A 25,932-nucleotide genomic window follows, 5' to 3' on the forward strand; every position below is an offset into this window, starting at 1 on the left:
AATTATTGATTTACTTTTACCATTGATGGGCGAATCACACGGTCTTTTAATTTATAACCTTTTTGGAATTCTTCCACAACCGCGTTTGATTCAAATTCACTATCTTCCACTTGCATAATAGCTTGGTGTTCATTAGGATCAAACTGTTTACCAACAGCTTCAATCACTTCCACACCTTCTTTAGTCAGCGCTTCTAACAATTGACGATGCACCATTTCCATACCTTGTAACAAGGATTTCGTTTGCTCATCAGTCGCTTCCACTTGCATTGCTCTTTCAAAATTATCAAGAGCTGGCAAGATGTCTGAAACTAGACTTTGTGCTCTATATTTTTCAGCAGCCTGTTTATCCATTTGGACACGGCGCTTATAATTTTCAAAATCAGCTTGTAGACGTAATGTGCGACCTTCCGTTTCCGTTAGTTTCGCTTGTAACTCATCTACTTTTTCTTGTAAAAGAGCAGCCTCACTTTTTTCTTCTACAGTTTCTTCACTGTTTTCTGGCGTGACAGCTTCTTCAACTTGCGCTTCTTTTACTTCTTCGTTACGCTCTTCCACAATATTCACCTCCTTAAAAGGTATTAGGTATCATGCATAGCATGATTACCTAAGCATTATATATTACACACAGCAATGAAAATTTCATCACTTGAGCGAATGTATTACTCTCATTTACTTTTTAAGTCCATCAGTAAATTGTCTCGTAAATAACTGTAACAAACTAATTACACGAGAATATTGCATTCTCGTAGGACCTAAAATAGCAATTGTTCCAAGTTGCTCTTCGCCGATCGAATATGTTGCAGAAATTAAACTGCAATCCTCCATAGCCGTCGAAGTGTTTTCCCTACCAATTTTCACTTGAATCCCGACTTGTTTATGACGCAAAATGTCATAAAATTCGGCTTCATTATCAATCATGGTAAGCAAAGATCTAACCTTTTGAATGTCATGGAACTCTGGCTGCGAAAGCATATTTGCTTTTCCTCCAAAGTATATCTTTTCCGATAACGGAACTTGAAATGTACCATCTAACATTTTTATTGCACTATCGTAATTATGAACATACCCACGTAAAACTGTAACAATTTCCTTAAAGATTTTATTATGAAGTTCTTCCATCGGTACGCCAGATAGCTTTTCATTTAAAACATTAACCATTTTTTCTAAATCTGATAAATCAACAGATTCCGGAACGGTAATCGTTTTACTTTGTACATGCCCTGTATCAGTTACAATAATAGCGACTGCAGTTTGACGATCAAGCGGCACAATTTGTACATTTTTAAGTTTATTTGTACTTAACTTCGGTCCAAGAACAATGGCCGTATAATTCGTAAGTTCTGATAAAATTTGAGCAGATTGCTGTGCAATTTTTTCCGCTTCAAAAATTCTTTCAGCAAATAAATCTTTAATTTGTACAATTTCAGCGTTCGGTAAGTTTTGCGGCGCTAAAAGATGGTCTACATAAAATCGGTAGCCTTTCTCAGAAGGAACACGTCCAGAAGAACTGTGCGTTTTTTCAATAAAACCTAATTCTTCTAAGTCCGCCATTTCATTTCGAATAGTAGCTGAACTAAATGTAATTTCATCTTTTTTAGCCAACGTTCTAGACCCAACAGGCTGCGCTGATCCAATAAAGTCATCAATAATTGTTTGTAAAATTAAGAGCTGACGTTCCGTAAGCATCTCATCATCACCTCTGTTAGCACTCTTTGTCTTTGAGTGCTAAATCTATTAATAACTTACCAAAATTGACATTCAATTGTCAACGGAAACGTCACGAAATAATGAAACTTTTTCACGCCTATGGAACATTTAATTAGTCAATCAAAAATGATTGGAATACTTCATTCCCTAATAATTTTCCTTTTCGCGTTAAACGCACATGTCCATTTTCCTCTTCAAGTAATCCTTGTTCTTGATTGCTTTGTAACTGCTTCGCGAAAACTTGATCCATCTCCACATTAAATTTATTGCGGAATGCCGTTTTAGAAACACCTTTTGTTTTTCGAAGTCCTAAGAATAGTTCTTCTTCCATTCTTTCTTTCTCCGTCACCTTATGAACATCTAAATACGGAAATCCTGTTTCATCAATTTTATTAAAATATTGCTTCAGCGGACCTACATTTTGAATACGTTCCCCATTCACATAACTATGAGCTCCAGCTCCAAAGCCATAATACTCTTCATTATTCCAGTATGTGAGATTATGTCTACTTTTATTGTCACCTTTTGAGAAATTACTAATTTCATACTGGTTATAACCGTGTTTCTCCATTTCATCCATTACCATTTCATACATTTTAGCTTCATGGTCTTCACCCGGAAGACGCAATTTCCCTTTATTCATTAAGTTATAAAACACTGTTTTAGGTTCCACAATTAATGAATATGCCGAGAAATGTTGTACACCAAGCGTAAAAGCAATGTCTAATGTTTCCTTCACATCTTCTATCGTTTGTCCTGGCAAAGCATAAATAATGTCTACATTAATATTTTTAAAGCCTACTTCCTGAGCTTCTCGAATCGCTAGGAATGCATCTTCCCTCGTATGCTTGCGCCCGATTTTCTCAAGCAGTTCATCACGGAACGTTTGCACACCAAAACTAATTCGATTCACTCCACCTTCTAGTAGTACATTCAACTTCTCTTTCGGTAGATCTCCTGGATTCGCTTCAAATGTCAATTCACAATTCGGAGCAAACGGACGCAAATGACGATTAATAATCTCGAGTAATTTTTTTGTCTGTTCCATATTTAAAGCTGTCGGAGTTCCACCGCCCACAAAAATCGTTTTCATACTATCAAACGGAACTTTTTGAACCGTATTTATTATTTCCTTCTCTAAATAATCTAAATATTGATCAACCGGTTGGCGTTCAATAAACACTTTATTAAAATCACAATAGTGACAAATGTGCTGACAAAACGGAATATGAATATATGCAGCTTGTACCAAATATAACTCCTACCTTTCTAAAAAGAAAACCTCCGCACTCCGGAGGATTCTCTACTTCTCTAACGTATTACGAATTTGTTCCATTCGCATTTTTCCCCAATCATACATCATTTCAACGATCGGTAAAAGTGACATGCCTAGTTCCGTCATATAATACTCAACACGAGGAGGAATTTCGGGATATACTGTTCGATCAACAATCCCATCTTCCATTAACTCTTTTAATTGGTTCGACAAAACTTTATGAGAAATGCTTGGGAATAACCGTTGTAATTCACTAAAACGATGAGGCCCTTCCACACCAAGATGCCACAGTATCACAACTTTCCACTTTCCACTAATAATAGAAAGCGTCAATTCCTTTTCACAATTAAAATTGCCATTTTGTATTTTATCTTGAATATCTTTTCGAATATTTTCGGACATTAACAATCTCCTAACTCTATATGAACTAAAAAGCTCTCTCATTATTGTAAATGAGAGCTGCTCAGATGTCTAAAAAGTAATTATACAGAAAAAAGAAGCCGCACAAACGACTTCTTTTTTATTTCAAATATTAGTTGTCATCCATTTTCAGTACAGCCATGAATGCCTCTTGTGGCACTTCTACAGAACCAACAGACTTCATACGTTTTTTACCTTCTTTTTGCTTATCAAGAAGTTTACGCTTACGAGAAATGTCACCGCCGTAACATTTTGCAAGTACGTTTTTACGCATCGCCTTAATTGTAGAACGTGCTACAACTTTATTTCCGATAGTCGCCTGAATTGGTACTTCGAACTGTTGTCTCGGAATTAATTCTTTTAATTTCTCTACAATTACTTTACCACGGTCATACGCTGAATCACGGTGTACGATAAATGATAAAGCATCCACTTGTTCATTATTTAAAAGAATATCCATTTTCACAAGTTTAGATGGTTTATAACCAATTAACTCGTAGTCAAATGATGCATACCCTTTCGTATTTGATTTCAATTGATCGAAGAAGTCATATACGATTTCTGATAACGGGATTTCATATGTTAATGTAACACGCGTTTCATCTAAATATTGCATATCAATAAACGTTCCACGTTTACCTTGGCAAATTTCCATTACAGCTCCAACATAGTCATTCGGAACCATAATTGAAGCCTTCACAAACGGCTCTTCTACACGATCGATAGACTGTGGATCTGGCATATTAGATGGATTATCAACAATAACATCTTCACCGTTTGTTAAATAAACTTTATAAATAACGCTTGGCGCTGTTGTAATTAAGTCAATCTTAAATTCACGTTCAATACGTTCTTGAATGATTTCCATGTGAAGAAGTCCTAAGAATCCACAACGGAAACCAAATCCTAACGCTTGAGATGTTTCTGGTTCAAACTCAAGAGCAGAATCGTTTAACTCTAATTTTTCCAACGCATCACGTAAATCGTTATAACGAGCAGAATCAATTGGATACAGCCCACAGAATACCATCGGGTTTAATTTACGGTAACCTGGTAACGCCTCTGCAGCTGGACGTTTCGCATGTGTAATCGTATCACCAACACGTGTATCACCTACGTTTTTAATAGATGCTGCTAAGAAACCTACATCACCTACTGTTAACTCGTCACGTTGCGTAGTTTTCGGTGTAAATACACCTACTTCTGTTACTTCAAATTCTTTACCCGTTGCCATCATACGTACTTTATCGCCAACTTTTACCGTTCCATTTACAACACGGATATAAGCAATTACACCACGGTACGGATCATATAAAGAGTCGAAAATCATACATTGTAACGGCTCTTCTGAATCACCTGCCGGAGCTGGTACTTTTTCAACAATTTGTTCTAAAATTTCTTCAATACCAATTCCAGCTTTCGCAGAAGCAAGTACCGCTTCTGATGCATCTAAACCAATTACATCTTCTACCTCTTGACGTACACGTTCTGGATCCGCACTTGGTAAGTCGATTTTATTGATAACTGGTAAAATTTCTAAGTTGTTATCGAGCGCTAAGTATACGTTCGCTAACGTTTGCGCTTCAATACCTTGCGCTGCATCTACTACAAGAATCGCACCTTCACAAGCCGCTAAACTACGAGATACTTCGTACGTAAAGTCGACGTGTCCTGGTGTATCAATTAAATGAAGAATATACTCTTCACCATCTTTTGCTTTATAGTTTAATTGTACTGCGTTTAATTTGATTGTAATACCACGCTCACGCTCTAAATCCATAGAGTCAAGCAACTGAGCTTTCATTTCGCGTTGTGTTAACGCATTTGTTTTCTCTAAAATACGGTCTGCTAACGTTGATTTTCCGTGGTCAATATGAGCAATAATAGAGAAATTACGAATTTTGGACTGTCTTTTTGCTCTTTCTTCTTTGTTCATCTATGTTCTCAACTCCTAATAGTCTCGCCAATATACACTAGCACTGATTATATCAATAGAGCAACAAAGATTCAATGAAAACTCGTGCTGCTTACGATACAAATCATTCTATCTATATCTTATGCGAATAAACCATAAGAGACAAACCCTTTTCAAATTTTAAAACGGTTGTCTTACAAATCAGTAAAACAACCATCTCCCATGCTACTCTTAGCTAAAAATCCCCTTTATTTTCCCAACAACTATATCCGTTCCGAACTTCGTCATTTCATAAGCTACACTTGCTACCGCCATCCCAATTCCTTCTACAACATTAAAACTTCTTAAACGTTCTAATTGTTGTTGTTTTTCTGAAGCTGAAAACGAACTACCCAAAATTTCTGATTCAGCACCTGTACTCTCTGTCCCTGTCATATGAGCTATTTGTTCATACGACAATTGCCGATAACCTTTCATACTTTTCAAACCATGATTAGCAAGTGACACTCCTGCTATCATCATAAGTAAACATAAAGCTACACTACATATACACAAAAGCGCAAAACGACTCAAACTATTATCATCTTTCTCCCTCAATGTGTATACGCTCCCGTATTATCTTGATCAATTTGATGATGCAGCGCTGCATTTAAACCACTCGCTATTACATTCGCCATATCCTCAATAAAAGTATCTACTTCTTTTGGGGTCACCATTAAGTTATGACCAAGAGGCGATAGCACTTCATAAATCAACCTTCTTTTTTCTTCTTCTTCTAACGTACCAACAGCACCTAAAAACATATTTCGGCTCTTTTCATCTGGCATATCTTCTTCTGTTAATTTTTTCTTTTCTCCAAATGAAAATCCCGCTGGTAACAAAGATCTTGAAGGTTTGTTTCCTTCTTTCATCTCTCGACCAAAATGTTTCAAAATAAAATCAATCGTATCACTTGTAATCGAAACGGCATCGACCACAGTCGGAACACCAATTGCGATAACAGGGATACCTAATGTCTCTTTACTTAGTTCCTTACGTTTATTCCCAACCCCTGATCCAGGATGGATTCCAGTATCAGAAATTTGTATCGTGCTATTTACTCGTTCAATAGAACGGGCAGCTAATGCGTCAATCGCAATTACAAAGTCTGGATTTGTCTTCTCAATAATCCCATAAATAACATCGCTCGTTTCGATGCCTGTAATCCCCATTACCCCCGGCCGAATTGCACTAACAGGCCTGAATCCTTCTTCTACACTTTCAGGCTGCAATTGAAACAAATGTCTCGTTACTAATACATTTTCTACAACTATTGGCCCAAGAGCATCCGGTGTTACATTCCAATTCCCAAGGCCTACAATTAAACAGCTCGCTTCTTTTGTAACACCAACCTCTTCTAAGAAATAAGAAAATTCTTTTGCAAAAATACGCTCCACTTTTTGTTGAAGTTCTGTATCTTGCTGACGTATACCTTGTACTTCAAGCGTTAAATAATTTCCAGGTTTTTTACCCATCGCTTCAGAGGCAGCTTCATCAATTGTTACTTTTGTAATTATAGTACCTTCTTCTTCCCTCTCTTTTACAATTACCCCCTGTATCCCTTTTTGTTCTTCTTGGCTTTCTTGCAACATTTGATGAGCTTCTACAGCAAGGTCAGTTCTAACGCTATATTTACTTAAATCCAATGGTTCTTTCATCGTATCTCCTCCGTAATTCATAGTAAATATCGTTAGATTTCCCAAAGTTATATAAGGTCATTCTTTCCTTTACGTGAAATTTCATGGATATACTATTGCAATTCTCTTCACCGTTTGATAGAATATCACTTGTTCTATGTAAGAATCGAGTCATTCGATTGCACCAGGGAGGTGAAAAGTATGGCAAACATCAAATCTGCTATCAAACGCGCTAAACTTAGCGAAGAGCGTCGTGCACATAACGCTTCTATCAAGTCTGACATGCGTTCTGCTGTTAAAACTGTAGAAGCTTTAGTTACTAATAACGATCTTGAAAATGCTAAAGAAGCTTTCAAAACTGCTTCTAAAAAACTTGACAAAGCAGCTCGTAAAGGTCTTATCCACCAAAACGCTGCATCTCGTCAAAAATCTCGCTTAGCGAAACAAGTAAACGCGTAAGGCGTTTAAAAAACGATCCATTTGGATCGTTTTTTTATATACAAAAAAAGTTCATGCACTAGGTACATGAACTTTTTTGTGTCATCACATATGATTTAATCGCATTAAGAAAAACTCGAGCACAAGTTTCTTATCCATCTTTCCCGTCTTCATACTATAATCAGCTTCTGCTAATTCTATAATCACTTTTTTTAATTCTTCAAAAGAGAAAAATTTCGTTTGATTCATCGCTAATTTTACACGATACGGATGTACACCAATATGAGATGCAATTTGATTTTGCCCATAACCACGTTGCTGTAACTCTTTCACTTGATACAACAAACGGAATTGACTCACTAATAACGCAAGCAATTTAATCGGTTCTTCCTGCTGCGTAAATAATCCATCCAAAATTTGCATTGCACCTGCAATATCTTTTTTCACCACTTTTTCTGTCAAAGCAAATACATTTTGCTCAACTGATTTTGGCACAAGCTCTGCAACAAGTTTCGTCGTAATCTCTCCGCCCATACCAACGTATAACGTTAACTTGTCCATTTCCTTCGCCAACATCGTTACATTACTTCCCACAAGCTCTAGCAACAAACTAACAGCCACGTTATCAATGTGCACATGCACTTCATCTGCCCGAGCAATAATCCACTTCTGAACATCCTGCACTTGCATCGCATTCGCTTCTACTACATCTGCTGTTTTCTTTAATAGTTTTGTAATTTTTTTTCGCTCATCAAGTTTTTCGTAAGGCGCAACAAAAACAAGAATAGAAAATGGAGAAGGTTCACCAATGTATTCTTCTAAAATTTTTATATTTTGCTCTAACTTTTCTTTTTGCGAAGTCAGAAATAGCGGTGATTTTATTAACAGTACTTTCCGTTCTCCAAAGAAAGGAAGCGTACGCGCATCCTCAACCACATCTTCTAAATATGCTTCTTCCAAATCGTATGTCACAACATTAAACTCTCGATCTTCTTCTTCAAGTGCTTCTGTCGTAATAAGCTTTATCGTTTCATTTATAAAAAAAGCTTCCGTTCCATATAGTAAATATAACGAAGCAAACTGTTTCTTTTTAATTTTTTTATGTATATCACTCATACTTTTTCCTACTCCCTAACTTGGCAATATATATTTATACTAATGCCCTAGCTTTTGTTTTACAAGTACAAAGGAACAGGCTTTATAACCCGTCCCTTTATTTATATTAAACGCCACGCAATAAGCCCCGGGTTTCTTATTGGTGTGCGGTAATCACCTTCCCTTTATTATTCACAATAAAAATTCGAGTATAAGTGCCAACTGTTAACATGCTTGGAAACAAAAAAACCACGTTACTTCATGATCTAAAAGTAGCAAAAAAGCTCATTTTCTCTTCATATGGAAATTGTAGATTTTTTTCTGACAATATTTTATACTAAAGTGGAATGTTGGGGAGGGATTCTAAATGAATGATTTTGAACAAAACGTTCAAAGTAAACGCAATGACGCTATTGATTCAGGGGTAGGATTTATCGTCTCATTTGGTTTTTTCGCAACACTTTTCATCATTGCAACTGTTATTAAATTTATCGGTTCTTAAAGGCTGCCACTTCATGGCAGTCTTCTCTTTTTCACCTATCATATGTCTTATCGTATGTGATTTTACTTTGAAAGGTTCCATTTTCCCCTTTAAAAACATAGGAAATAGCACCTTGCTTGTCCGTGCGCCATATCGCACTCCCCATCTTCTCCAAACGCTCTATCACTTCTTTATGCGGGTGTCCATATCTATTCTGCTTACCAACAGATATAATCGCTACACGGGGCTGTATAACGTTCAAAAAAGACTCTATAGATGACGTGTTACTTCCATGATGAGCAACTTTTAAAACATCTACTCGCAAATCTGGATACGCAGATACTAAAAACTGCTCTCCTTCTTCTTCTAAATCGCCTGTAAATAGCCACGTCAATCCTCCAAATTTTGCCCATATTACAATTGAAGCATTATTTTCACTTTTTTCTTTTCCTTTTGGAGCTAAAACGAAAAATTCAGCTTCATTTACACTCCAACTTTCCCCTTCCCCCACTTCAGTTATTTTCATTTCCTTTTCTAATGCCTGTTTCTTTACTACTTTTTCTAATACTGCATCTTTTCCCTTCCGGCCAAACACAACTTCTTTTACAGGTATATATGATAATAATTCTTGCGCAGCACCTATATGATCTGCATCTCCATGCGTTACGATTAATTTATCAATTGTTTTAATACCTTCTTTTTGTAAATAGGGTATTAAAACATCATTTCCAACAGAAAATTCATGCTTTTTTTGTTGCCACTCTTCCTTATTGACACGAAGCGTTCCACCTGTATCAATAAGATAAACCCCTTTATCATACGGAAGGCGAATTAATATTGCATCACCTTGTCCAACATCAATAAATGTTACACTTCCACTTCCTCTAAAATATGGATATACATAATGACACGTGCTAATAAAAAGAAATATACTCACAACTATACAAACCATTTTTTTCGGCGCTCTCCTTTCCCAAACCATCAATATACTGACAATACTCGCGCAATATACAGCTACAAGATTGAAGGACGTTTTCCCGAAAATAAGCTGGTTAAATGGTAAACTTTCACAATAACTTAGAAAAACATTAGACATACTCAAGCCTATTGATAACACATCCGCAAATCCTTTTGCGAGAAACGGGACAATTGGCATACACAGTAAAATAATAATGCTACATGGTAATACAATGATAGATAAAAACGGAACGTATAAAAGATTGAGGAAAATGCTATATGGAGAAAAATAACCAAAGTGATATAACAAAATCGGAGTACTAACGAGCTGTGAAATGATAGAAATATAAATAGAATTTCGGATTACTCCGTTGCTACTCACTAACAATAACGGAGCAGACAAAAGTAAAGCGAAGCTACCTACAAAAGAAAACTGAAATCCAATATTAAAAACAAGATAAGGGTCATATATAAGCATACATATAGCTGTTACACTTAAAGCATCTAAACTAGATAAACGAATCGAGCACATAAAAGCAATCAACGTCAAAACTCCTGTTATAGAAGCCCTTATAACAGAGGGTGACGCCCCTGCTAAAACCATATACAAAGGAATACAAATGATAAGGCAAATTGTTGCTACCTCCCTCGTCGCACCACTTCTTAGCAAAATAAAATATACTATCACCATTAACAATACAATGTGCGAACCTGAAATTGCTAACAAATGTACAAGACCAAACTGTTGATATTGCTCTTCCACTTCAAACGTCATTTGTTGTCTATCACCAAATAGTAACGCATTCATAAAAGCACCTGATTGCTCTGGAAACATCTCTGTAACTTTCGAGATTACTTGTTGCCTCAAAAGGAGAATCCGTTGCATGAGCGACAGTGATGTTTTATAGCATTCAGAAATATATGTAGCCTCAAATGTGAAATGAATATGTTGCTTGTATAAATAATCACGGTAATTAAAACCATGAAAATTCCGAGCTGTTTGCGGTTCTTTCCTCTCACCCTCGAATACACATGATATCCCTGCGTATAATTGTTGCATTTTTTCCTTTTCCAAGGCTGATTTTATTCTATAACTTAACTGCACTATATTTTTATTGTGATCTTCAAACTGAAAAGATAGGCGATCTCCATTAACAAGCGGTGTATTTTGTATAACTCCTCTTGTAACTCCATAGGACTCTCCTAGAGACTTATTCCACCCTTGAACATAGGAAGTGTATATAGCGCCACTAAAGCACGCTACAATGCAAAAAAAGAAGGTTTTACGCGAAGTGCGATATAAACAGAAGAAAACATTTAAAAAGAGGCAAAAAACTATCAATAAAAGTGACGAGGAAAAGGCAATTGCAATCCCTATTATAAACGAGATTGCAACATACCCCCATTGTTCCTGCAACTTATACTCACTCCTTATAGCATCATTTTTGCTTTCGTGAATACATGCTGTAATTCTTCCATTGATAAATTATCTTTTTCTAAAGACGCAAATAATTCTTTTAACTCCGTATAACGTTTTTGCTCCTCTAATGCAGCGATATCATATTCTAGCGGAACGTGCTTCACTGTTACATTCGCTTGTTCAAATAACTCTATGGCGTATGGATGATTTTTATAATCCTGCGCATAATAAACCGCTGTAATACCACTTTGAATAATTGCCTTACAACATTGTAAACAAGGGAAATGCGTAACGTAAATTTCTGCTTCCTCTGTTTTCGCACCAAACTTGGCACATTGTAATAAAGCATTCATTTCGGCATGAATTGTCCGAACACAATGATTATCGATTACGTAACAACCATCATCTATACAATGTACGCCACCTTTAATCGAACCATTATATCCACCAGCAATAATTCGTTTATCGCGAACGATTGTCGCTCCTACCGCAAGCCTTGTACATGTACTACGTAACGATAGTAGATGGCTTTGCGTCATAAAATATTGATCCCATGAAATTCGTTCCATATTTTTCACCTACTTTTTTGTCTACTTGTAGTGTAGCGAAAGAAGAAAAACTTCGTCAATCTTTTACGGAATAATAATTTGATCTTTTATCTTTTCAAGAGACTTCGCACCAATCCCATCAATCTCTAATAAATCTTCTATTTTCTGAAACGGACCATGCTCTTCTCGATATTTCAAAATACTTTCTGCCTTTCGAGAGCCAATCCCTGTAATTTTTTCCAATTGCTCTTTCGCTGCTGTATTTATTCGAATCTTGCCATCTTCCTTAGAAGAAGTAAACATCCCTTGTTCTGGCTCATTTTTACTCGGTATATAAAGAAGCATTTGATCTTGTACAATTTGTGCTAAATTCACTTTTTTCATATCTACTTCTGATAAAAAACCACCAGCCTTTTGAACCGCATCCTTTACGCGATCTCCTTCCTTCATTTCATATACCCCTTCTTTATTAACCGCTCCTTTCACATCAATTATAATTGTTCTTTTCTGTTCCTTTGTATCCGATATTTTCGGTTTACCCTTTTTTTCTATCTCCTTCTCTTGCACATTCATTGTAATAGGCGTTCGTTCTACACTCTGATTCGTTTTCCAAAAAACAAGAAAAAGTAAAGTTCCAATAATAGCTACTAAACCTAACCACTTTTTCGGAAAATCCCACATCATTTTACACCTCTAATCATAAATTTATAACATCATTCATATTGTTTAGGAGAAAGCTGTTACGAAGGAGGGATGAAACTTTGAACATAGGAATTATAGGGACAGGAAACATGGGGAATATACTAATCGATGCATTTTTAGAAACCCGTGCTGTCAAACCTTCGTGCCTTACAATCATTAATCGGACGCCTGCCAAAGCATATCATATAAAAGAAAAATACCCTTCTGTTCATATAGCAAAAACAATCCCGGAAGTAATCGAACAATCACAACTTATTTTTATTTGCGTTAAGCCGATAGATATATACCCTATCCTAAAAAAATACGCTGAACATTTTTCTGATGAAACGTGCTTAGTTTCTATTACAAGTCCAATATCTCCATCACAATTAGAGACTCTCGTACCGTGCCACGTCGCACGTATCATTCCAAGTATCACAAATCGCGCCCTCTCTGGCGCCTCACTATTTACATTTGGAAATAATTGCTCTGAAGAATGGCAACAAAAACTACTTCGTCTATTCAAAAATATTTCTACACCTCTTGTAATAGAAGAAGATATAACACGTGTTTCATCTGATATAGCAAGTTGCGGTCCTGCTTTCTTTAGTTATTTACTACAATGCTTCATTAACGCTGCTGTAGATAAAACAAATATTACACACGAAGAGGCTACTACTTTAGTAAGTGAAATGGTCGTGGGGATGGGGAAATTACTTGAAAAAGAAATCTTCACATTACCTACCTTACAAGAAAAGGTTTGCGTGAAAGGCGGCGTTACCGGGGAAGGCATTCGGGTTTTAGAAGAACACGTTGGAGATATGTTCCATAAGTTAATCGAGCGAACACATGAAAAATTTGATGAAGATTTAGAATGCGTTGATCAGCAATTCAATAAACACACATAATAAATACGTCATTTTCATTCCAAATCCTTTTTATAAATACTTATTTTTTTACAATACATTTTCACTCCAACTACTATTCCCACACTTTACGCATACGATCTTCAGATTATGCTAGAACTAAAAATACATCTTCTTTATAAAACAAAAGCAACCTTCTCGGTTGCTTTTGTTTTATTTATTTTATTTGTTTTATTTGTTTTATCCGTTTTTCTTCGCCATGAAGAAAATACGCTCTGTTTGTTCTGTAACTTCAAGTCGCTCAAAATCACCTGTTACACGAAGAACTGTAAAACCTGCTTCTTCAAGCCATTTCGTTAACTCTTCCACTTGATATGCACGTTGCACGTGACATTCGTCAAACCGATGGTACACATCTTCTTCCGGATCTTGAACAAAGAATGTCAAATCATGCTCTACACTATTTGATTCTTCACCAGGGAAGCAATTCCAAATAAGAGATATTTCTTCTCCATTCACTGTATACGTTTCATTTTGAAATACATGATGTATTTTATATAAAGAATGTACATCAAATAAAAACAAACCATCTTGACGCAAATGGTGAAACACTCTTCTAAATGTTTCTTGTACTCCATCTTCTTGCAATACATAATTTAATGAATCACAAAAGATAGTGACACAGTCAAACTCACCTGGAACATCAAGCTCTCGCATGTCTTGTTGGTAAAAAGGAATAAAGTATCCCTCTCCTCCTAGTTTTTGCTGAGCGACTGTTAACATTTCTTCTGAAAGATCGACACCTATTAAATCGTAACCCTTTTGCACAAGCGGAAGGGTTACATTACCCGTACCGCATGCTACATCAAGAATTTTTGCCTCTTTCATATCTGCCTGCTGCAGGCTTTCCTCTGTGAATTCTACCCATTTATCATAAGGGACATCATTCATCAGTTCGTCGTACAACAATGCAAATTGTTCGTATTTCATTGGCCTAGCTCTTCTGTTATATCTTCACGTGGCACATCGCCCCATAGACGCTCTAAATTATAGTGATTACGCTCATCTTTATGGAATACATGGGCAACTACATCTCCAAGATCAACTAATACCCAACGTGCTTCGTCAAAACCTTCCATACGTTGTACGTCGATTTGGAACTCATGTGCTTTTGATTTAATTTCACGTGCAATTGCTTGCACTTGTTTATCTGAATTACCGTGACAAATAATGAAATAATCTGCAATTGGTGAAATACCTTGCATATTTAGGACAACCATATCTTCTGCTCTTTTATCATCAGCTGCTTTTGCCGCTAACACTAATAAATCTTTATCGTTCATTTACTCATTTCCTCCTTGATAACTGCATTGTATGTTTGGAATGTTAATGGATAAATCGTCTGATTTTTTTCCATTAAAAATTGAATTGTTCTCTTTAAGGCAAATAATAAAGCTTGATTTATATCCGTATATGCGAGTTTACGAGCCTCTTCCACACCTGGAAACTTTCGCCCTGGCTCAATGTAATCAGCTACATAAATCACTTTATCTAACATCGTCATGTTCTCATGACCACTTGTATGATATGTAATAGCTTGCAATATTTCAGAATCCGTAATGCCTACCTCTTTTTCTACTAAGTATGCCCCAACAGGCGCATGCCACAACTCTTTATTATAGCAAAGTAAATCTTTCGGCAAATCTTCACGTTTAATAATCTCTTCCATCTCTGAAATTGCTCTACATTTCGCATAATCATGGAATATAGCTGCCATCTCTGCTTTTTTCTCGTCCACACCGTATAACTTAGCAAGCTCAATCGCTGTCTCCATTACACCAATTGTGTGTATATAACGTTTTTCATGCATTTGTTGTTTGACAATATGAAGTGCATTCTCACGATTCATACAACCCATTCCTCTCGATATATACCTGTACTTTTTCAGGAAGTAAATATTTACACGTTTTCTTCTCCTTATATCTCTCACGTAATAAGGATGAAGAAACTGCAAATTCCGGAATTTCCACTGTAGTAATCTTATATGGTGTATGCAATGTATACCCAGGTCTTGCAACTCCAACAAATGTTACAAGATTAAGTAAAGCTTCAATGTTATACCACTTCGGTAAATACTCAACCATATCCCCACCGATAATAAAGTGAAACTGCACATCCGGATACTTCTTCGTCAATTGTAACATAGTGTCATACGTATAAGATGGGCCCTTCCTGCTTAGCTCTTCTAAACAAATAGAAAAGTGTTCTTCTGCCTCAGTCGCAAGCTCTAACATATGTAAACGACTTTCTATACTTGTAATATTACGTCCTTGTTTATGTGGCGGAATCTGGTTTGGCAAGAACCATACTTCTTCCAATTCCAAAGCGTGATATACTTCATTTGCAATTAGCAAATGTCCATAGTGAGGCGGATCAAATGTACCGCCAATGATGCCAATTTTCCTCAAAAGAAACGCCCCTTCCTTTTACATACAGCAACTCTCCTTGGTTAGGAACGAAGAGAGTTGCTATTAATAAAAGTTCAATTGGTTTCGCTCTCTACATCATTACGCATCAGCGATAAAAAATAGCGCATGCTAATCTTTTTATCGAGGAAGCTTAATTTGTTTATTTTCTCTTGATTCTTTGTATAAAACGATTGTACTTCCAATTACTTGAACGATTTCAGCACGTGCACCTTTTGCAAGTTCTTCCGCAACCTCACGGCGATCAAATTCACAGTTTTGTAATACACTCACTTTAAATAGTTCACGAACTTCTAACGCTTCTCCAATTTGTTTTACCATATTTTCATTTACTCCGCCTTTTCCTACTTGAAAAATTGGTGTTAAATGATGTGCTTGTGCACGTAAAAATCTTTTTTGTTTTCCTGTTAACATATATGTTAGCCTCCAAGCTTTTCTATAACTAATTGTTTCATTCGATCAATATTTGGTACACGTCCTGTCCACATTTCAAATGCAAGTGCTCCTTGATAAACAAACATATCAATACCATTTTGAATGATTGCACCCTGCTCTTTTGCCTCACATAAAATTTTCGTTTCAAATGGATTATAAATTATATCTGATACAATCGTTCCTTTTTTTAACGAACACATTTGTAATGGCGTATGTTCGACGTGTGGATGCATACCTATCGTTGTCGTCTGAATGATAATATCATAATTTCCTTGTTCTTCTGTCGCTTTTTCTAACGACAAAGCAACAGAATTAACATCGGCCGTACGTGCAGCAATAAGTTCTTTCGCCTTATCTACTGTACGATTGGCTACATCAATCTCTTTTACACCTACATCAGCAAGAGAAAAATAAATAGCTCGGCTAGCACCACCTGCACCAAGTAACAAAATACGTTTCCCTTGAAGTGGTTCATTACTAATTGACTGCAGCGCTCGAACAAAACCAATTCCATCTGTGTTGTAGCCAATTAACCTTCCATTCTTATGAACCACTGTATTTACTGCACCGATTTTCCTTGCCAATGGATCAATCTCATCCAAATACTCCATGATAGCAACCTTGTGCGGAGTTGTTACATTAAATCCTGAAATACCTAATGCTTTTAAACCTCTTACTGCTTCCCCTAGCGCTTCCTCTTCAACAAGGAATGCATGATAATGGGCATCCATATTCAAGTGTTCAAATGCATCGTTATGCATAACGGGTGATAATGAATGTCCAATTGGATTTCCGATTACACCATATAATTGTTTCATAAATCCCTCTCCATATTAAATTAAAGATTTACGTAGTGAAACACTTACTCCTTTTGGTACGTGTGCAACAATTTTCGCGCCTGGTTCGTTCACAGTAACCCATCCTAATCCAGAGAATACAACATCCGTCTTTGGTTCACGAATATTAAATTCGTATTTCACTAACTCAGGCATATTTGCTAATTCTTCTGGTGTTGGCGGGCTTAGTAAATCTCCAGCATGATTTTTATATAATTCATCTGCTTTCTCAAGCTTTGTACGATGGATTGTTAAACGATTCGAGAAGTGACAAGTAAACGCACGACGACCACCACTTACATAATCAAAACGTGCCAATCCACTAAAGAATAACGTTTGTTCTTCATTTAATTGGAATACCATCGGCTTAATTTCTTTTGTTGGTGTAATAAGCTTTAAGCTTTGCTTCCCAACATAATGAGCCATTTGGTGGTGGTTAATAATACCTGGCGTATCATATAAAGAAGATTCTTCGTCTAATGGAATATCAATTAAATCCAGTGTTGTTCCTGGGAAATGAGATGTTGTAATTACATTTTCAGTCTCATCACTAAATTCTTTAATCATACGATTAATAAATGTCGATTTCCCTACATTCGTACATCCAACAACATAAACATCTTTGCCGCCGCGATAATACTCAATAGCATCTGCTAGTTCAGCAATTCCTTGTCCCTTCGCTGCACTAATTAAAAAGACATCTTCTGGTTTTAATCCTAGCTGCTTTGCACTATAGCGCATCCAATGCTTTACTTTATCATGTTTTACTGACTTTGGAATTAAATCAGCTTTATTTCCAACAAGTAATACTTTATTATTTCCTACGAAACGATGTAAGCCAGGTAACCAGCTACCATTAAAATCAAAAATATCTACAATTTTGACTACTAATGCATCTGATTTTCCAATTCCATTTAAAATGCGTAGGAAGTCATCATCTGTTAACGATACATCTTGAATTTCATTGTAATGCTTCAAGCGAAAACAACGTTGACAAATGACTTGTTCTTTCTCTAAAGATGAGGTAGGAGCATACCCCACTTCGTTTTTATTTTCTGTTTGAATTTCTACACCGCAACCAATACATTTAATTGTTTCAGTCAAACTTTATTCCTCCCAGTTAATTAAACCTTTTTTCTTCATATTTTTCATGATTCTTCGTTCAATTTTCCGATTAAAGCGCGTCACTAATCCGTCCGTTTGTGCTACCGGTACAACTAAAATTGTATGAAGCCCTACTCGGTTTCCACCAAGCACATCAGTCAGTAACTGATCTCCAATTACTACAACTTCCTCTGCCTGCAGATGCATCTCTTGTATCGCACGCTTAAACGCTCGAACAAATGGTTTACGTGCACTATGAATAAATGGAATACCTAATGGGTCAGCAAAATCTTTTACACGTTGCTCATTATTATTTGAAACAACCGTTACTTGGATGCCTTGCTCTTTCATTTTTAAGAACCATTCTTCAAGTTGCGGGGTTGCATTTGGACGATCCCATTCAATTAAAGTGTTATCTAAATCAGTAATAACACCTTTAATCCCACGTTTTTTTAAATCTTCTGGTTGAACATGATATACATTTTTCACGTATTCATTTGGTAAAAATAGCTTCAATTTCTTTCACCTCTTTGAGGATTTTTCATAAAATTTTTCGACAACATTTTTCGATATATAACCTGTGGATAAAATTGTACACATTTTCCACATTAATCTTTCAGTTAATTTGGAATTTACTAACAAACTATACACACTTTATCCACCTAGGTATGTGGATAACCACTCGTTTGTGACTGTCATACTTTTTTGGTACATTAAATGCATCAACGAATCAATCCTTATATTATTAGGAGGTGACTCACCTTGAAAACAAAACATATGGAACAGTTATCCACTGAGTTACTCACTGAGTCTTATTATAAAGCAAAAGAACTAAAATTAAATCCCGACTTCATTTTACTTATAAAACAAGAAATCATTAGACGCTCATTAGAGGACAAGCTTGTCAAATCTTCTTGATTACATATAAAGTGAAAGTTTAATCAGCCCGTACCAATCAAACAGTTACAGGATACATTATTGAATGCCCTGTAAAAAGAGCCATCCTACGATGGCTCTCGAATAAACAAGTACTCCCATCTAGGGGATTTCATCATTAAGTATCTTTGCCCATAACTCTTACTTACGGTTATAAAAGCTTTTCTTTATTTATGAGCTAATCGAGTAGCTATTTTTTCACCAAGACGCAGCTCTTGTCCACTCTTTAATTCCTGCACTACTTCTATCATATCTTTTTCAAACAATAACACAACTGTTGAACCAAATGTAAAGTATGCCATTTCTTCACCTTTTTGAACAGTGTCTCTCTCATGCAAAAGCTCAATACTATTAACAAACATGGCCCCTACTTTTACAAGAGCCATATGTTCGCCATCACTGCTTACTTCTGTAACAGAACGATAATTTTTTGACAGCGGTTCTTTCCCGTATTCCATACCAGCTGCATTTACCGGATACGATTTTCTACCGAGTACAAATCTTTCAGTCACAGAACCAGAAAGCGGACTATGAATGCGATGATAGTGACTTGGACTCAAATAAATTACCATATATGTACCGCCTGCATATCGCGTTGCACGTTCTTCATTACCTAGCATATCCACAATTGAATAGCGCTTTCCTTTAATATCAAATGTTTTTGTATCCTCAATAGGACCATGATCTGCAAAAACACCATCAACAGGACTAACGATACTCGATGCATCTGTATCAATACTACGCTTTCCTTCTTTTAGCTTACGCGTAAATAATTCATGCAATGTTCTATATTCCTTCAAACCCTTTTCCATCTCATCTTGATTAATTTGAAAAACTTTCGCATACGATGGAATAATGATAGAGCTCAAACGAGATTGTGCAAATTTACGTAATATATAAGAAGTAAAGCGACCATTTGTAAGTTCTATCATAAGTCGATATAATGTACGTCGCAAATTGCGAAACCCCCTAATCAGTCTATAACTTTAGTTTTCCCTTATTTTCTTTCTATATCATACGTAAAATTGGTTCTTATTCCCACATATCATATAAAGCAGCCTTATTATACATACAGAAAACTAAGTATGGTATTATTCTTAAATTATTTAGCACCTTCTAATATTACAGATAGAATCCGTCATTTTCAACAGTGAACATGTATTTCTTCTTAGCATAACGCGTTTTCTTTTCTTATTTACAATAAGAAAAGCAGCCCATTTTAAAATATGGCTGCTTCTAATACACTTTACTCTTTCGCTTTTTTCTCTTTCTCTGCCCTTACAAACTCGTGGAACATTTTCATTAAAGCACGCTTTTCGATCCGTGATACGTAACTTCTAGAAATGCCAAGCGCCTTAGCTATTTCCCGCTGTGTTTTCTCCTTATCTAGCCCAAGTCCAAAACGTTTCACAATCACTTCTTTTTCTCTTTCGTCTAAAATATCGATATACTCTTTAATTTTTTCTAACTCCATACTAAGCTGAATCATATCAATTACATCTTCAGACTCTGATTTTAATATATCAATAAGCGATATTTCATTGCCCTCTTTATCTTGCCCGATCGGATCATGAAGTGAAACATCTTTTTTCGTTTTCTTTAGTACACGTAAATGCATCAAAATTTCATTTTCAATACAGCGTGCTGCATACGTCGCAAGCTTCGTTCCCTTTCCTGCAGAATAGCTCTCGATCGCTTTAATGAGTCCGATTGTACCAATTGAAATTAAATCTTCTGCATCTTCTCCTGTGTTCTCAAATTTTTTAACGATATGAGCTACAAGCCGTAAATTATGTTCAATTAAAAGATTTCTCGCTTGAGCATCACCTTGCTCCATTAACTCTAAGTACTTTCTCTCATCATCTGATGATAACGGCTGCGGAAACGCATTATTTTTCACATAAGAAACAAAGACAAACACTTCTCGAACCATATATCCAATTGCGGCGAATAGACTCAAACCTTTCACCTCCGCCAAAATAGTGGTCTTTATTATGTGTATGTGGGCTTGAGGTTGTTTGTGTCTGTACAGTTTATTTATAAAACTCAACACTTCCAACATTTAAAATATTTTATTGTTATATTATAATTATATAAAATTGTTATTTATATATGAATATGCTATTAAAGGGGAAACTATTCATGCTTACATTAGATCGATTATTAAATGTAACAATTTATTTAGGGGTATTTTTACTTTTCATTTCGTTCATTACTTTTGTTATTAAGAGAGGGCCTGATTTATTATTTTTTCAATTTGGAATTTCTTTGTTTTTTGGAGCTCAAATTATAATTGGAATGAAATTTTTTCATAATTATGGTTTCTCCTTTCACTCAAAACTAGAACTACTTATCTTTATTTTCTATGTAATTGGATTTATTACATGTATACTACTGTTCTTTAACTTTCAAAATCCGTATCGAATTTTTTTATTAATTTGTAGTTTTTTATTTTTAACTGGATCCAATTATTACTTTAAAGAAACATTAAATTTTAGTAAAAAAACTCCAAAGCAACATAAAACTTTTTTAAGTACACAAGAAGACTCTTTTCCAAAAGAAGTCCGTAAATTTTCAGAGGATTACAATAACATAATAAGGAATGATTTTTATGAAATACCGATGATTCCTACTGAATTACAGATTACAAGCAAAAAACATTCTTCCCATAGTACATCTTTCTTAGTTGAACTTTATAATAGCGAGAATGAAATTACTGATGACTCTGTACAATTAACTCCATCAGACCGTTTTTATATACTGTTAAATACACAAAAAACAAAAATATCAAAAATAGTATATGAAGGGCAAAATTTTTTCACATTAACAGTCACACTAAAGGCTCTTAATTTACAGCAAGAACCAGAAATTCATAATATGTTTTTAGAAATAGATAAACGTAGAGCGATGAATCTTCTTAATTTTGAAATTAAAGCCCATACTAAAGAATGGAAAGTAACATTTAAAAGTGATAATTCTTCTTCCAATCTTCCTATCACATTTAATTTTGAAAAACGAACAGACAAATTATAAAAATAAAAAGAGTTATTTTCTTTGAAAAATAACTCTTTTTATTTTACTTACTCCAAATCTTTCTCCCAGTTTGGGCATCAATATAACGAATTTCCCGACTACAATCAAAAGGTTCTTTATGTTTTTCATCTGTCGTTTGTTTGTACAGTAGTTTGTATTTCGTTTCCTCTGCATCATGATCCACAAACCATTCTAATTTAACTCGGATAGCCTCTCTGTATATTTCTAACGCTTTTTCTTTTGTTACTTTTGGTGTTGTTTCATATGTAAGTAATTCTTTTATAAAGTTGCCAGACTCTCCAGAGTAGTGCATCACAGCACCATTTTCTGCATTGATGTTGATCATAATATATTTCCGCTCTACATGAATGTCATTTACATAGATTGAAAAGGAAAACCTCTCTATCCCCTCTTCCTCCTCATAATTATCCCAAAGTTGAACATACTTTGTCGCATCTGGGATAATATGCTCTAAAAATTGAAGTGCCTTGCTTAAACATTGCTCTCTTGATAAGATTGTTTTCCTTTTTTTCTCATCCTTCCACATAAAAAAAGAAAGCAATTGATTTGTTTCTTTATCTAGAGTAATTACAACGAATTCATCATGTTTCAACATCGGAAAATGTTTTTTATAAAACTCATCCATTGAATATGAATCCTTCTCTTCTATTTCTTTTTGTAATTCTTCTTTTAATACAAATTTTATCCGGACTTCATCCTCATCTACTTTTTCATCTATTTTGACAAACTTCCCCTTGTCCCAATCAAATAAATCAAACACATCTTTTTTTTGACTACTCTTTAGCGGTTTATCAACAAGTACTGTAGAAGGTAATTTATAGTGTTCTAGCCCATATAAATCTTTACCTGTACTTGCATCAATAAACGCATGACTAGGCTCTGGTTCATATACAAGATGGTACCCTTTTACTTCTTCCCCGTTTTCATACTCACATGAAGAGTATGTTAAATCTACAAATACAAGTCTCATATCTTGTCTAGCTTTCAAATTTTCTAAAACGATATTCTCCCCAACAATTTCACTTGGCCATAACGGTTTTTTCTCTATGGCTTTTTGTCCATTGTAATGAAAATGCACAACATTACCTGAAGGGTGCACTTGCACAACACACCCAGTATTCGGCAATGGATAGCTATTCACTTCTTGCATATAATTTACTTCTTTCCAACCGCGCCTGTCGTCCTTAACCGTTACATATGTATAGAATTCATATTCTTCTTTTGTATATTTTTTTAAGAATGTATTTGCAACCTCTCTTGCTTTATTCTCCTCTATCGCTCCCTTATCACTCGAAAAAGAATTTCCATCATCTATCCTAAATTCAATTAAATTACCAGTATGTCTATTTAATGTAATTTGTATCTGTTTCTCCTCATCATCTTTATGTCCCCACCATAATAGATGATACGGGTCATCAACCCCTTCTTGATCATCTACAACAAGCCTATATTCATCTGGAATTTCAATAATATGAGCTACGTGCTCTTTTCTTTCTTTATCTTTTTGATTCACCATACCCTCTCCTTCGTTACAATTTAAGGTAATTATAGCAAAGAAAACCAAAACTTATTAACAAAAAAAGACTAGAGATATCTCTAGTCTTCTACTTCGTCTCACGATGTAACGTTACTCGCTTTAATCGTGGACAATATTTTTTTAGTTCGATGCGTTCTGGATTGTTTCGTTTATTTTTTTTAGAAATATAATTACGATCACCACACTCCGTACAAGCTAATGTAATATTTACACGCATAGGTAATTCTCCTTTCTTTCAAAGATCGCAAACTAAAACGTAATGATTACGATTTATATATTATAAAACTTCATTCTATTTGTCAATTGCAAAAACAAGAAGATTCTATTTAGAATCCCCTTGTTTTTATAGTTAAATAAATTTTATTAAAACGATTCGTATGTAACAAACTCACTAATTGGCTTTCGATATCCTCTTGGACGAACTTTAGTCGTATCACTTTTCCCTATCGTAATCATTAAAACAGGTATTACATGCTCTGGCATATTTAATTCACTTTGTACTGCTTTTTCATCGAAACCAATCATTGGACATGTATCATATCCATAATATTTAGCTGCGTACATAAAAGTCATCGCACTTAACGAAGCATTTCTAATCGCTTCATCCTCCATGAAACGCTCTCCCTTTCCTTCATATAAACCTTTCGTTTGCCTAATGGTATCTTCATATTCGCATTCATCAATCATTTTTAAAACTTTCATACCGAAGTAAATATTTTCAACATTTTGGTATGCTCTTTTATCACCACAAACGAGCACTACCGCTGATGCACTCGATACTTTATATTGACCGAACGCTAATTCTTTTAATCTTTCTTTTCGCTCTTGATCACGAATTACAACATAATGTGTGTGCTGCAAATTATAGCAAGATGGAGAAAGCTTAGTTAACTCAAATATTTTTTTAAAATCCTCATCAGGGATTTCTATACCTTGTATAAATTTCATTGCAGAACGTCTAGCAATTGCTAATTCTTCAAAGTTCACCGTATATCCTCCTTAATAACTATAAATTTAAATATACATTAATTTATACAAATGGATAAATCAAATAAAAACACTTTAAATCCGAATAATAATTATGATTAACAGCAAAAAAGACAAAAAGCTGAAACAATTAGTTCATACGAAATTCACACGAATCTATTACTATAGAAATTGTACATAGTGAACTTATTAACAATCACGTTTATTTATATAGAATCTTACTCGAAAGGAGTTGAAAGTATGAAAACTAAATATCGCTTTATGATCTCATCATTTGCCGCTTGTGCTTATATGATTTGGTATTTAGTATAATAACAACCTCACTTGTAAATAGGAAAAGGTGTGTATATAAAATGGAATATAATCAATCAACAGTTAACTACTGGAAAGCTTTTGTATTACCATATACATTTGCTTTAGAAGAGTTAAAAACTAAATTTGAAATTATGAACCGGGAAGCTCAATTTTTAGAGGATTACAACCCGTTTGAACATATAAAAACAAGACTAAAACAACCTGAAAGTATTATTAAAAAGCTGGAACGTAAAAATTTATTACCGACAGTTGAAAATGCTCAAACGCATTTACAAGATATTATTGGTATTCGTATTACATGTTGCTTCGTAGAAGATATTTATCATTTAAAAGAAGTCATTCAAAAGCGTGAAGATATGGAAATCATAGAGGTAAAAGATTATATCGCTAATCCAAAGGGAAACGGTTATAAAAGTTTACACATGATTATTAAATATCCTTTATCACTGAATTCTGGTACAAAAGATGTATTTGCAGAAATTCAGTTACGTACACTGGCAATGGACTTTTGGGCAAGTTTAGAACACAAACTTTATTATAAATATGAAGGGAAAATACCGGAGTATTTAAAAGATGAACTACATGATGCAGCAATGAAAGCTGAAGATCTTGATAATAAAATGGCCACAATTCGTCAAGATATTGATGATATTGAGGCATGCTCAAATCAAATTATGCTACCACTATAAAAAAAGGTTCTCGCCAATGAGAACCTTTTTTTATACCATTTTTGGAAAGTGCGACTCCCACACTTATTAAA

General features: G+C 35.1%; 30 protein-coding genes. 6 read left to right on the forward strand and 24 right to left on the reverse strand.

From position 1 onward, the window contains the following. Positions 1-2: 2 nt before the first annotated feature. The 7 genes from grpE to gpr all read right to left on the reverse strand — a co-directional run bounded on the left by grpE (position 3) and on the right by gpr (position 7,017). Positions 3-557, reverse strand: a complete 555-nt coding sequence (gene grpE / locus QCI81_RS08560) for a nucleotide exchange factor GrpE (RefSeq protein ID WP_353810665.1) — start codon at positions 555-557, stop codon at positions 3-5. A gap of 114 nt (positions 558-671) precedes the next feature. Further along, positions 672-1,688, reverse strand: a complete 1,017-nt coding sequence (hrcA, locus tag QCI81_RS08565) for a heat-inducible transcriptional repressor HrcA (protein ID WP_000954942.1) — start codon at positions 1,686-1,688, stop codon at positions 672-674. Positions 1,689-1,821: 133 nt separating this feature from the next. Next, positions 1,822-2,961 carry a radical SAM family heme chaperone HemW gene (gene hemW, locus QCI81_RS08570; protein WP_000249436.1) on the reverse strand — a complete coding sequence of 380 codons (1,140 nt, stop codon included), beginning with the start codon at positions 2,959-2,961 and terminating at the stop codon, positions 1,822-1,824. Between the two features lie 51 nt (positions 2,962-3,012). After that, a complete protein-coding gene (locus QCI81_RS08575) occupies positions 3,013-3,387 on the reverse strand; it encodes a winged helix-turn-helix transcriptional regulator (protein WP_001293539.1) in 375 nt (124 codons plus the stop codon). Positions 3,388-3,517: 130 nt separating this feature from the next. After that, positions 3,518-5,341, reverse strand: coding sequence for an elongation factor 4 (lepA, locus tag QCI81_RS08580; protein ID WP_001030948.1), 1,824 nt, complete (start codon positions 5,339-5,341; stop codon positions 3,518-3,520). 210 nt (positions 5,342-5,551) lie between these two features. Continuing rightward, positions 5,552-5,917: a YqxA family protein gene (locus QCI81_RS08585; RefSeq protein ID WP_001207094.1), complete on the reverse strand. Its 366-nt coding sequence runs from the start codon at positions 5,915-5,917 to the stop codon at positions 5,552-5,554. Continuing rightward, positions 5,914-7,017, reverse strand: a complete 1,104-nt coding sequence (gene gpr, locus QCI81_RS08590; protein ID WP_000662644.1) for a GPR endopeptidase — start codon at positions 7,015-7,017, stop codon at positions 5,914-5,916. Before gpr ends, QCI81_RS08585 begins: the two co-directional genes overlap by 4 nt. A 180-nt stretch (positions 7,018-7,197) precedes the next feature. On the opposite strand from gpr, the gene rpsT reads away from it, so the two are divergent. After that, complete coding sequence (rpsT, locus tag QCI81_RS08595; RefSeq protein ID WP_001274012.1) at positions 7,198-7,455, forward strand: 30S ribosomal protein S20; 258 nt, start codon at positions 7,198-7,200, stop codon at positions 7,453-7,455. Positions 7,456-7,539: 84 nt separating this feature from the next. Here the strand turns inward: rpsT and holA are convergent, their stop codons facing one another. Next, on the reverse strand, positions 7,540-8,550 hold the full coding sequence (gene holA / locus QCI81_RS08600) for a DNA polymerase III subunit delta (protein ID WP_071729633.1): 1,011 nt from the start codon (positions 8,548-8,550) through the stop codon (positions 7,540-7,542). Between the two features lie 346 nt (positions 8,551-8,896). Between holA and QCI81_RS08605 the strand changes: the two genes are divergently transcribed. Next, positions 8,897-9,031: a YqzM family protein gene (locus tag QCI81_RS08605; RefSeq protein ID WP_000997609.1), complete on the forward strand. Its 135-nt coding sequence runs from the start codon at positions 8,897-8,899 to the stop codon at positions 9,029-9,031. Between the two features lie 31 nt (positions 9,032-9,062). On the opposite strand, the gene QCI81_RS08610 is transcribed toward QCI81_RS08605, so the two are convergent. The 3 genes from QCI81_RS08610 to QCI81_RS08620 all read right to left on the reverse strand — a co-directional run bounded on the left by QCI81_RS08610 (position 9,063) and on the right by QCI81_RS08620 (position 12,619). Then, positions 9,063-11,384 carry a DNA internalization-related competence protein ComEC/Rec2 gene (locus tag QCI81_RS08610; RefSeq protein ID WP_071729631.1) on the reverse strand — a complete coding sequence of 774 codons (2,322 nt, stop codon included), beginning with the start codon at positions 11,382-11,384 and terminating at the stop codon, positions 9,063-9,065. Positions 11,385-11,398: 14 nt separating this feature from the next. Continuing rightward, positions 11,399-11,956 carry a ComE operon protein 2 gene (locus tag QCI81_RS08615; RefSeq protein ID WP_000439773.1) on the reverse strand — a complete coding sequence of 186 codons (558 nt, stop codon included), beginning with the start codon at positions 11,954-11,956 and terminating at the stop codon, positions 11,399-11,401. Between the two features lie 63 nt (positions 11,957-12,019). Beyond that, positions 12,020-12,619, reverse strand: a complete 600-nt coding sequence (locus tag QCI81_RS08620; RefSeq protein ID WP_053563636.1) for a helix-hairpin-helix domain-containing protein — start codon at positions 12,617-12,619, stop codon at positions 12,020-12,022. Between the two features lie 77 nt (positions 12,620-12,696). Between QCI81_RS08620 and comER the strand changes: the two genes are divergently transcribed. Beyond that, on the forward strand, positions 12,697-13,524 hold the full coding sequence (comER, locus tag QCI81_RS08625; protein WP_053563635.1) for a late competence protein ComER: 828 nt from the start codon (positions 12,697-12,699) through the stop codon (positions 13,522-13,524). Positions 13,525-13,722: 198 nt separating this feature from the next. On the opposite strand, the gene QCI81_RS08630 is transcribed toward comER, so the two are convergent. The 8 genes from QCI81_RS08630 to QCI81_RS08665 form a co-directional block, all read right to left on the reverse strand. Further along, positions 13,723-14,472, reverse strand: coding sequence for a class I SAM-dependent methyltransferase (locus QCI81_RS08630; protein ID WP_000873069.1), 750 nt, complete (start codon positions 14,470-14,472; stop codon positions 13,723-13,725). Next, the gene (rsfS, locus tag QCI81_RS08635; RefSeq protein WP_000998173.1) at positions 14,469-14,825 is read right to left on the reverse strand and encodes a ribosome silencing factor; all 357 of its coding nucleotides are present in this window, start codon (positions 14,823-14,825) and stop codon (positions 14,469-14,471) included. The genes QCI81_RS08630 and rsfS overlap by 4 nt, the downstream gene beginning before the upstream one ends. Next, on the reverse strand, positions 14,822-15,391 hold the full coding sequence (gene yqeK / locus QCI81_RS08640) for a bis(5'-nucleosyl)-tetraphosphatase (symmetrical) YqeK (RefSeq protein WP_001078478.1): 570 nt from the start codon (positions 15,389-15,391) through the stop codon (positions 14,822-14,824). The genes rsfS and yqeK overlap by 4 nt, the downstream gene beginning before the upstream one ends. After that, positions 15,381-15,950 (reverse strand): nicotinate-nucleotide adenylyltransferase, encoded by a 570-nt coding sequence (gene nadD, locus QCI81_RS08645; protein WP_001226037.1) that lies wholly within the window; start codon positions 15,948-15,950, stop codon positions 15,381-15,383. The genes yqeK and nadD overlap by 11 nt, the downstream gene beginning before the upstream one ends. 138 nt (positions 15,951-16,088) lie before the next feature. Beyond that, entirely contained in the window at positions 16,089-16,382 is a 294-nt protein-coding gene (gene yhbY, locus QCI81_RS08650) for a ribosome assembly RNA-binding protein YhbY (RefSeq protein ID WP_000955227.1), read from the reverse strand. A 5-nt stretch (positions 16,383-16,387) separates the two neighbouring features. After that, positions 16,388-17,221, reverse strand: coding sequence for a shikimate dehydrogenase (aroE, locus tag QCI81_RS08655; protein WP_000812072.1), 834 nt, complete (start codon positions 17,219-17,221; stop codon positions 16,388-16,390). A 15-nt stretch (positions 17,222-17,236) separates the two neighbouring features. Continuing rightward, the gene (gene yqeH, locus QCI81_RS08660; RefSeq protein WP_000140807.1) at positions 17,237-18,343 is read right to left on the reverse strand and encodes a ribosome biogenesis GTPase YqeH; all 1,107 of its coding nucleotides are present in this window, start codon (positions 18,341-18,343) and stop codon (positions 17,237-17,239) included. A 3-nt stretch (positions 18,344-18,346) separates the two neighbouring features. After that, positions 18,347-18,859, reverse strand: a complete 513-nt coding sequence (locus tag QCI81_RS08665) for a YqeG family HAD IIIA-type phosphatase (protein ID WP_000765307.1) — start codon at positions 18,857-18,859, stop codon at positions 18,347-18,349. A gap of 246 nt (positions 18,860-19,105) precedes the next feature. On the opposite strand from QCI81_RS08665, the gene sda reads away from it, so the two are divergent. Continuing rightward, positions 19,106-19,261, forward strand: a complete 156-nt coding sequence (sda, locus tag QCI81_RS08670; RefSeq protein ID WP_000850094.1) for a sporulation histidine kinase inhibitor Sda — start codon at positions 19,106-19,108, stop codon at positions 19,259-19,261. Between the two features lie 185 nt (positions 19,262-19,446). Here the strand turns inward: sda and QCI81_RS08675 are convergent, their stop codons facing one another. After that, positions 19,447-20,235 (reverse strand): phosphatidylserine decarboxylase, encoded by a 789-nt coding sequence (locus QCI81_RS08675; RefSeq protein WP_001255000.1) that lies wholly within the window; start codon positions 20,233-20,235, stop codon positions 19,447-19,449. A 290-nt stretch (positions 20,236-20,525) separates the two neighbouring features. Beyond that, the gene (gene sigK, locus QCI81_RS08680; RefSeq protein WP_000051382.1) at positions 20,526-21,239 is read right to left on the reverse strand and encodes an RNA polymerase sporulation sigma factor SigK; all 714 of its coding nucleotides are present in this window, start codon (positions 21,237-21,239) and stop codon (positions 20,526-20,528) included. Positions 21,240-21,391: 152 nt separating this feature from the next. Here sigK and QCI81_RS08685 point away from each other — a divergent pair, with 152 nt between their 5' ends. Beyond that, on the forward strand, positions 21,392-22,312 hold the full coding sequence (locus QCI81_RS08685) for a hypothetical protein (protein ID WP_003271732.1): 921 nt from the start codon (positions 21,392-21,394) through the stop codon (positions 22,310-22,312). Between the two features lie 43 nt (positions 22,313-22,355). Here QCI81_RS08685 and QCI81_RS08690 read toward each other — a convergent pair whose 3' ends face one another. From QCI81_RS08690 to QCI81_RS08700, 3 genes are all read right to left on the reverse strand, one after another. After that, positions 22,356-23,849 (reverse strand): YcdB/YcdC domain-containing protein, encoded by a 1,494-nt coding sequence (locus QCI81_RS08690; RefSeq protein WP_071729629.1) that lies wholly within the window; start codon positions 23,847-23,849, stop codon positions 22,356-22,358. An 88-nt stretch (positions 23,850-23,937) separates the two neighbouring features. Then, a complete protein-coding gene (gene rpmG / locus QCI81_RS08695) occupies positions 23,938-24,087 on the reverse strand; it encodes a 50S ribosomal protein L33 (protein WP_001265617.1) in 150 nt (49 codons plus the stop codon). A gap of 146 nt (positions 24,088-24,233) precedes the next feature. Further along, positions 24,234-24,857 carry a nitroreductase family protein gene (locus tag QCI81_RS08700; protein ID WP_001008498.1) on the reverse strand — a complete coding sequence of 208 codons (624 nt, stop codon included), beginning with the start codon at positions 24,855-24,857 and terminating at the stop codon, positions 24,234-24,236. Positions 24,858-25,210: 353 nt separating this feature from the next. Between QCI81_RS08700 and QCI81_RS08705 the strand changes: the two genes are divergently transcribed. Further along, entirely contained in the window at positions 25,211-25,861 is a 651-nt protein-coding gene (locus QCI81_RS08705; protein ID WP_000456213.1) for a GTP pyrophosphokinase, read from the forward strand. The last annotated feature ends 71 nt before the right edge of the window (positions 25,862-25,932 follow it).

This window comes from Bacillus cereus group sp. MG20 (assembly GCF_040459885.1).
Classification (GTDB): Bacteria; Bacillota; Bacilli; order Bacillales; family Bacillaceae_G; genus Bacillus_A; species Bacillus_A cereus.

Excerpts from the sequence above, each read along its gene's own strand:
- hrcA (WP_000954942.1), bottom strand. The coding sequence starts at position 1,688 with ATGCTTACGGAACGTCAGCTCTTAATTTTACAAACAATTATTGATGAC.
- QCI81_RS08575 (WP_001293539.1), bottom strand. The coding sequence starts at position 3,387 with ATGTCCGAAAATATTCGAAAAGATATTCAAGATAAAATACAAAATGGC.
- lepA (WP_001030948.1), bottom strand. The coding sequence starts at position 5,341 with ATGAACAAAGAAGAAAGAGCAAAAAGACAGTCCAAAATTCGTAATTTC.
- gpr (WP_000662644.1), bottom strand. The coding sequence starts at position 7,017 with ATGAAAGAACCATTGGATTTAAGTAAATATAGCGTTAGAACTGACCTT.
- rpsT (WP_001274012.1), top strand. The coding sequence starts at position 7,198 with ATGGCAAACATCAAATCTGCTATCAAACGCGCTAAACTTAGCGAAGAG.
- holA (WP_071729633.1), bottom strand. The coding sequence starts at position 8,550 with ATGAGTGATATACATAAAAAAATTAAAAAGAAACAGTTTGCTTCGTTA.
- QCI81_RS08605 (WP_000997609.1), top strand. The coding sequence starts at position 8,897 with ATGAATGATTTTGAACAAAACGTTCAAAGTAAACGCAATGACGCTATT.
- QCI81_RS08615 (WP_000439773.1), bottom strand. The coding sequence starts at position 11,956 with ATGGAACGAATTTCATGGGATCAATATTTTATGACGCAAAGCCATCTA.
- QCI81_RS08620 (WP_053563636.1), bottom strand. The coding sequence starts at position 12,619 with ATGATGTGGGATTTTCCGAAAAAGTGGTTAGGTTTAGTAGCTATTATT.
- QCI81_RS08630 (WP_000873069.1), bottom strand. The coding sequence starts at position 14,472 with ATGAAATACGAACAATTTGCATTGTTGTACGACGAACTGATGAATGAT.
- rsfS (WP_000998173.1), bottom strand. The coding sequence starts at position 14,825 with ATGAACGATAAAGATTTATTAGTGTTAGCGGCAAAAGCAGCTGATGAT.
- yqeK (WP_001078478.1), bottom strand. The coding sequence starts at position 15,391 with ATGAATCGTGAGAATGCACTTCATATTGTCAAACAACAAATGCATGAA.
- yhbY (WP_000955227.1), bottom strand. The coding sequence starts at position 16,382 with ATGTTAACAGGAAAACAAAAAAGATTTTTACGTGCACAAGCACATCAT.
- aroE (WP_000812072.1), bottom strand. The coding sequence starts at position 17,221 with ATGAAACAATTATATGGTGTAATCGGAAATCCAATTGGACATTCATTA.
- QCI81_RS08685 (WP_003271732.1), top strand. The coding sequence starts at position 21,392 with ATGAATATGCTATTAAAGGGGAAACTATTCATGCTTACATTAGATCGA.
- QCI81_RS08690 (WP_071729629.1), bottom strand. The coding sequence starts at position 23,849 with ATGGTGAATCAAAAAGATAAAGAAAGAAAAGAGCACGTAGCTCATATT.
- rpmG (WP_001265617.1), bottom strand. The coding sequence starts at position 24,087 with ATGCGTGTAAATATTACATTAGCTTGTACGGAGTGTGGTGATCGTAAT.
- QCI81_RS08705 (WP_000456213.1), top strand. The coding sequence starts at position 25,211 with ATGGAATATAATCAATCAACAGTTAACTACTGGAAAGCTTTTGTATTA.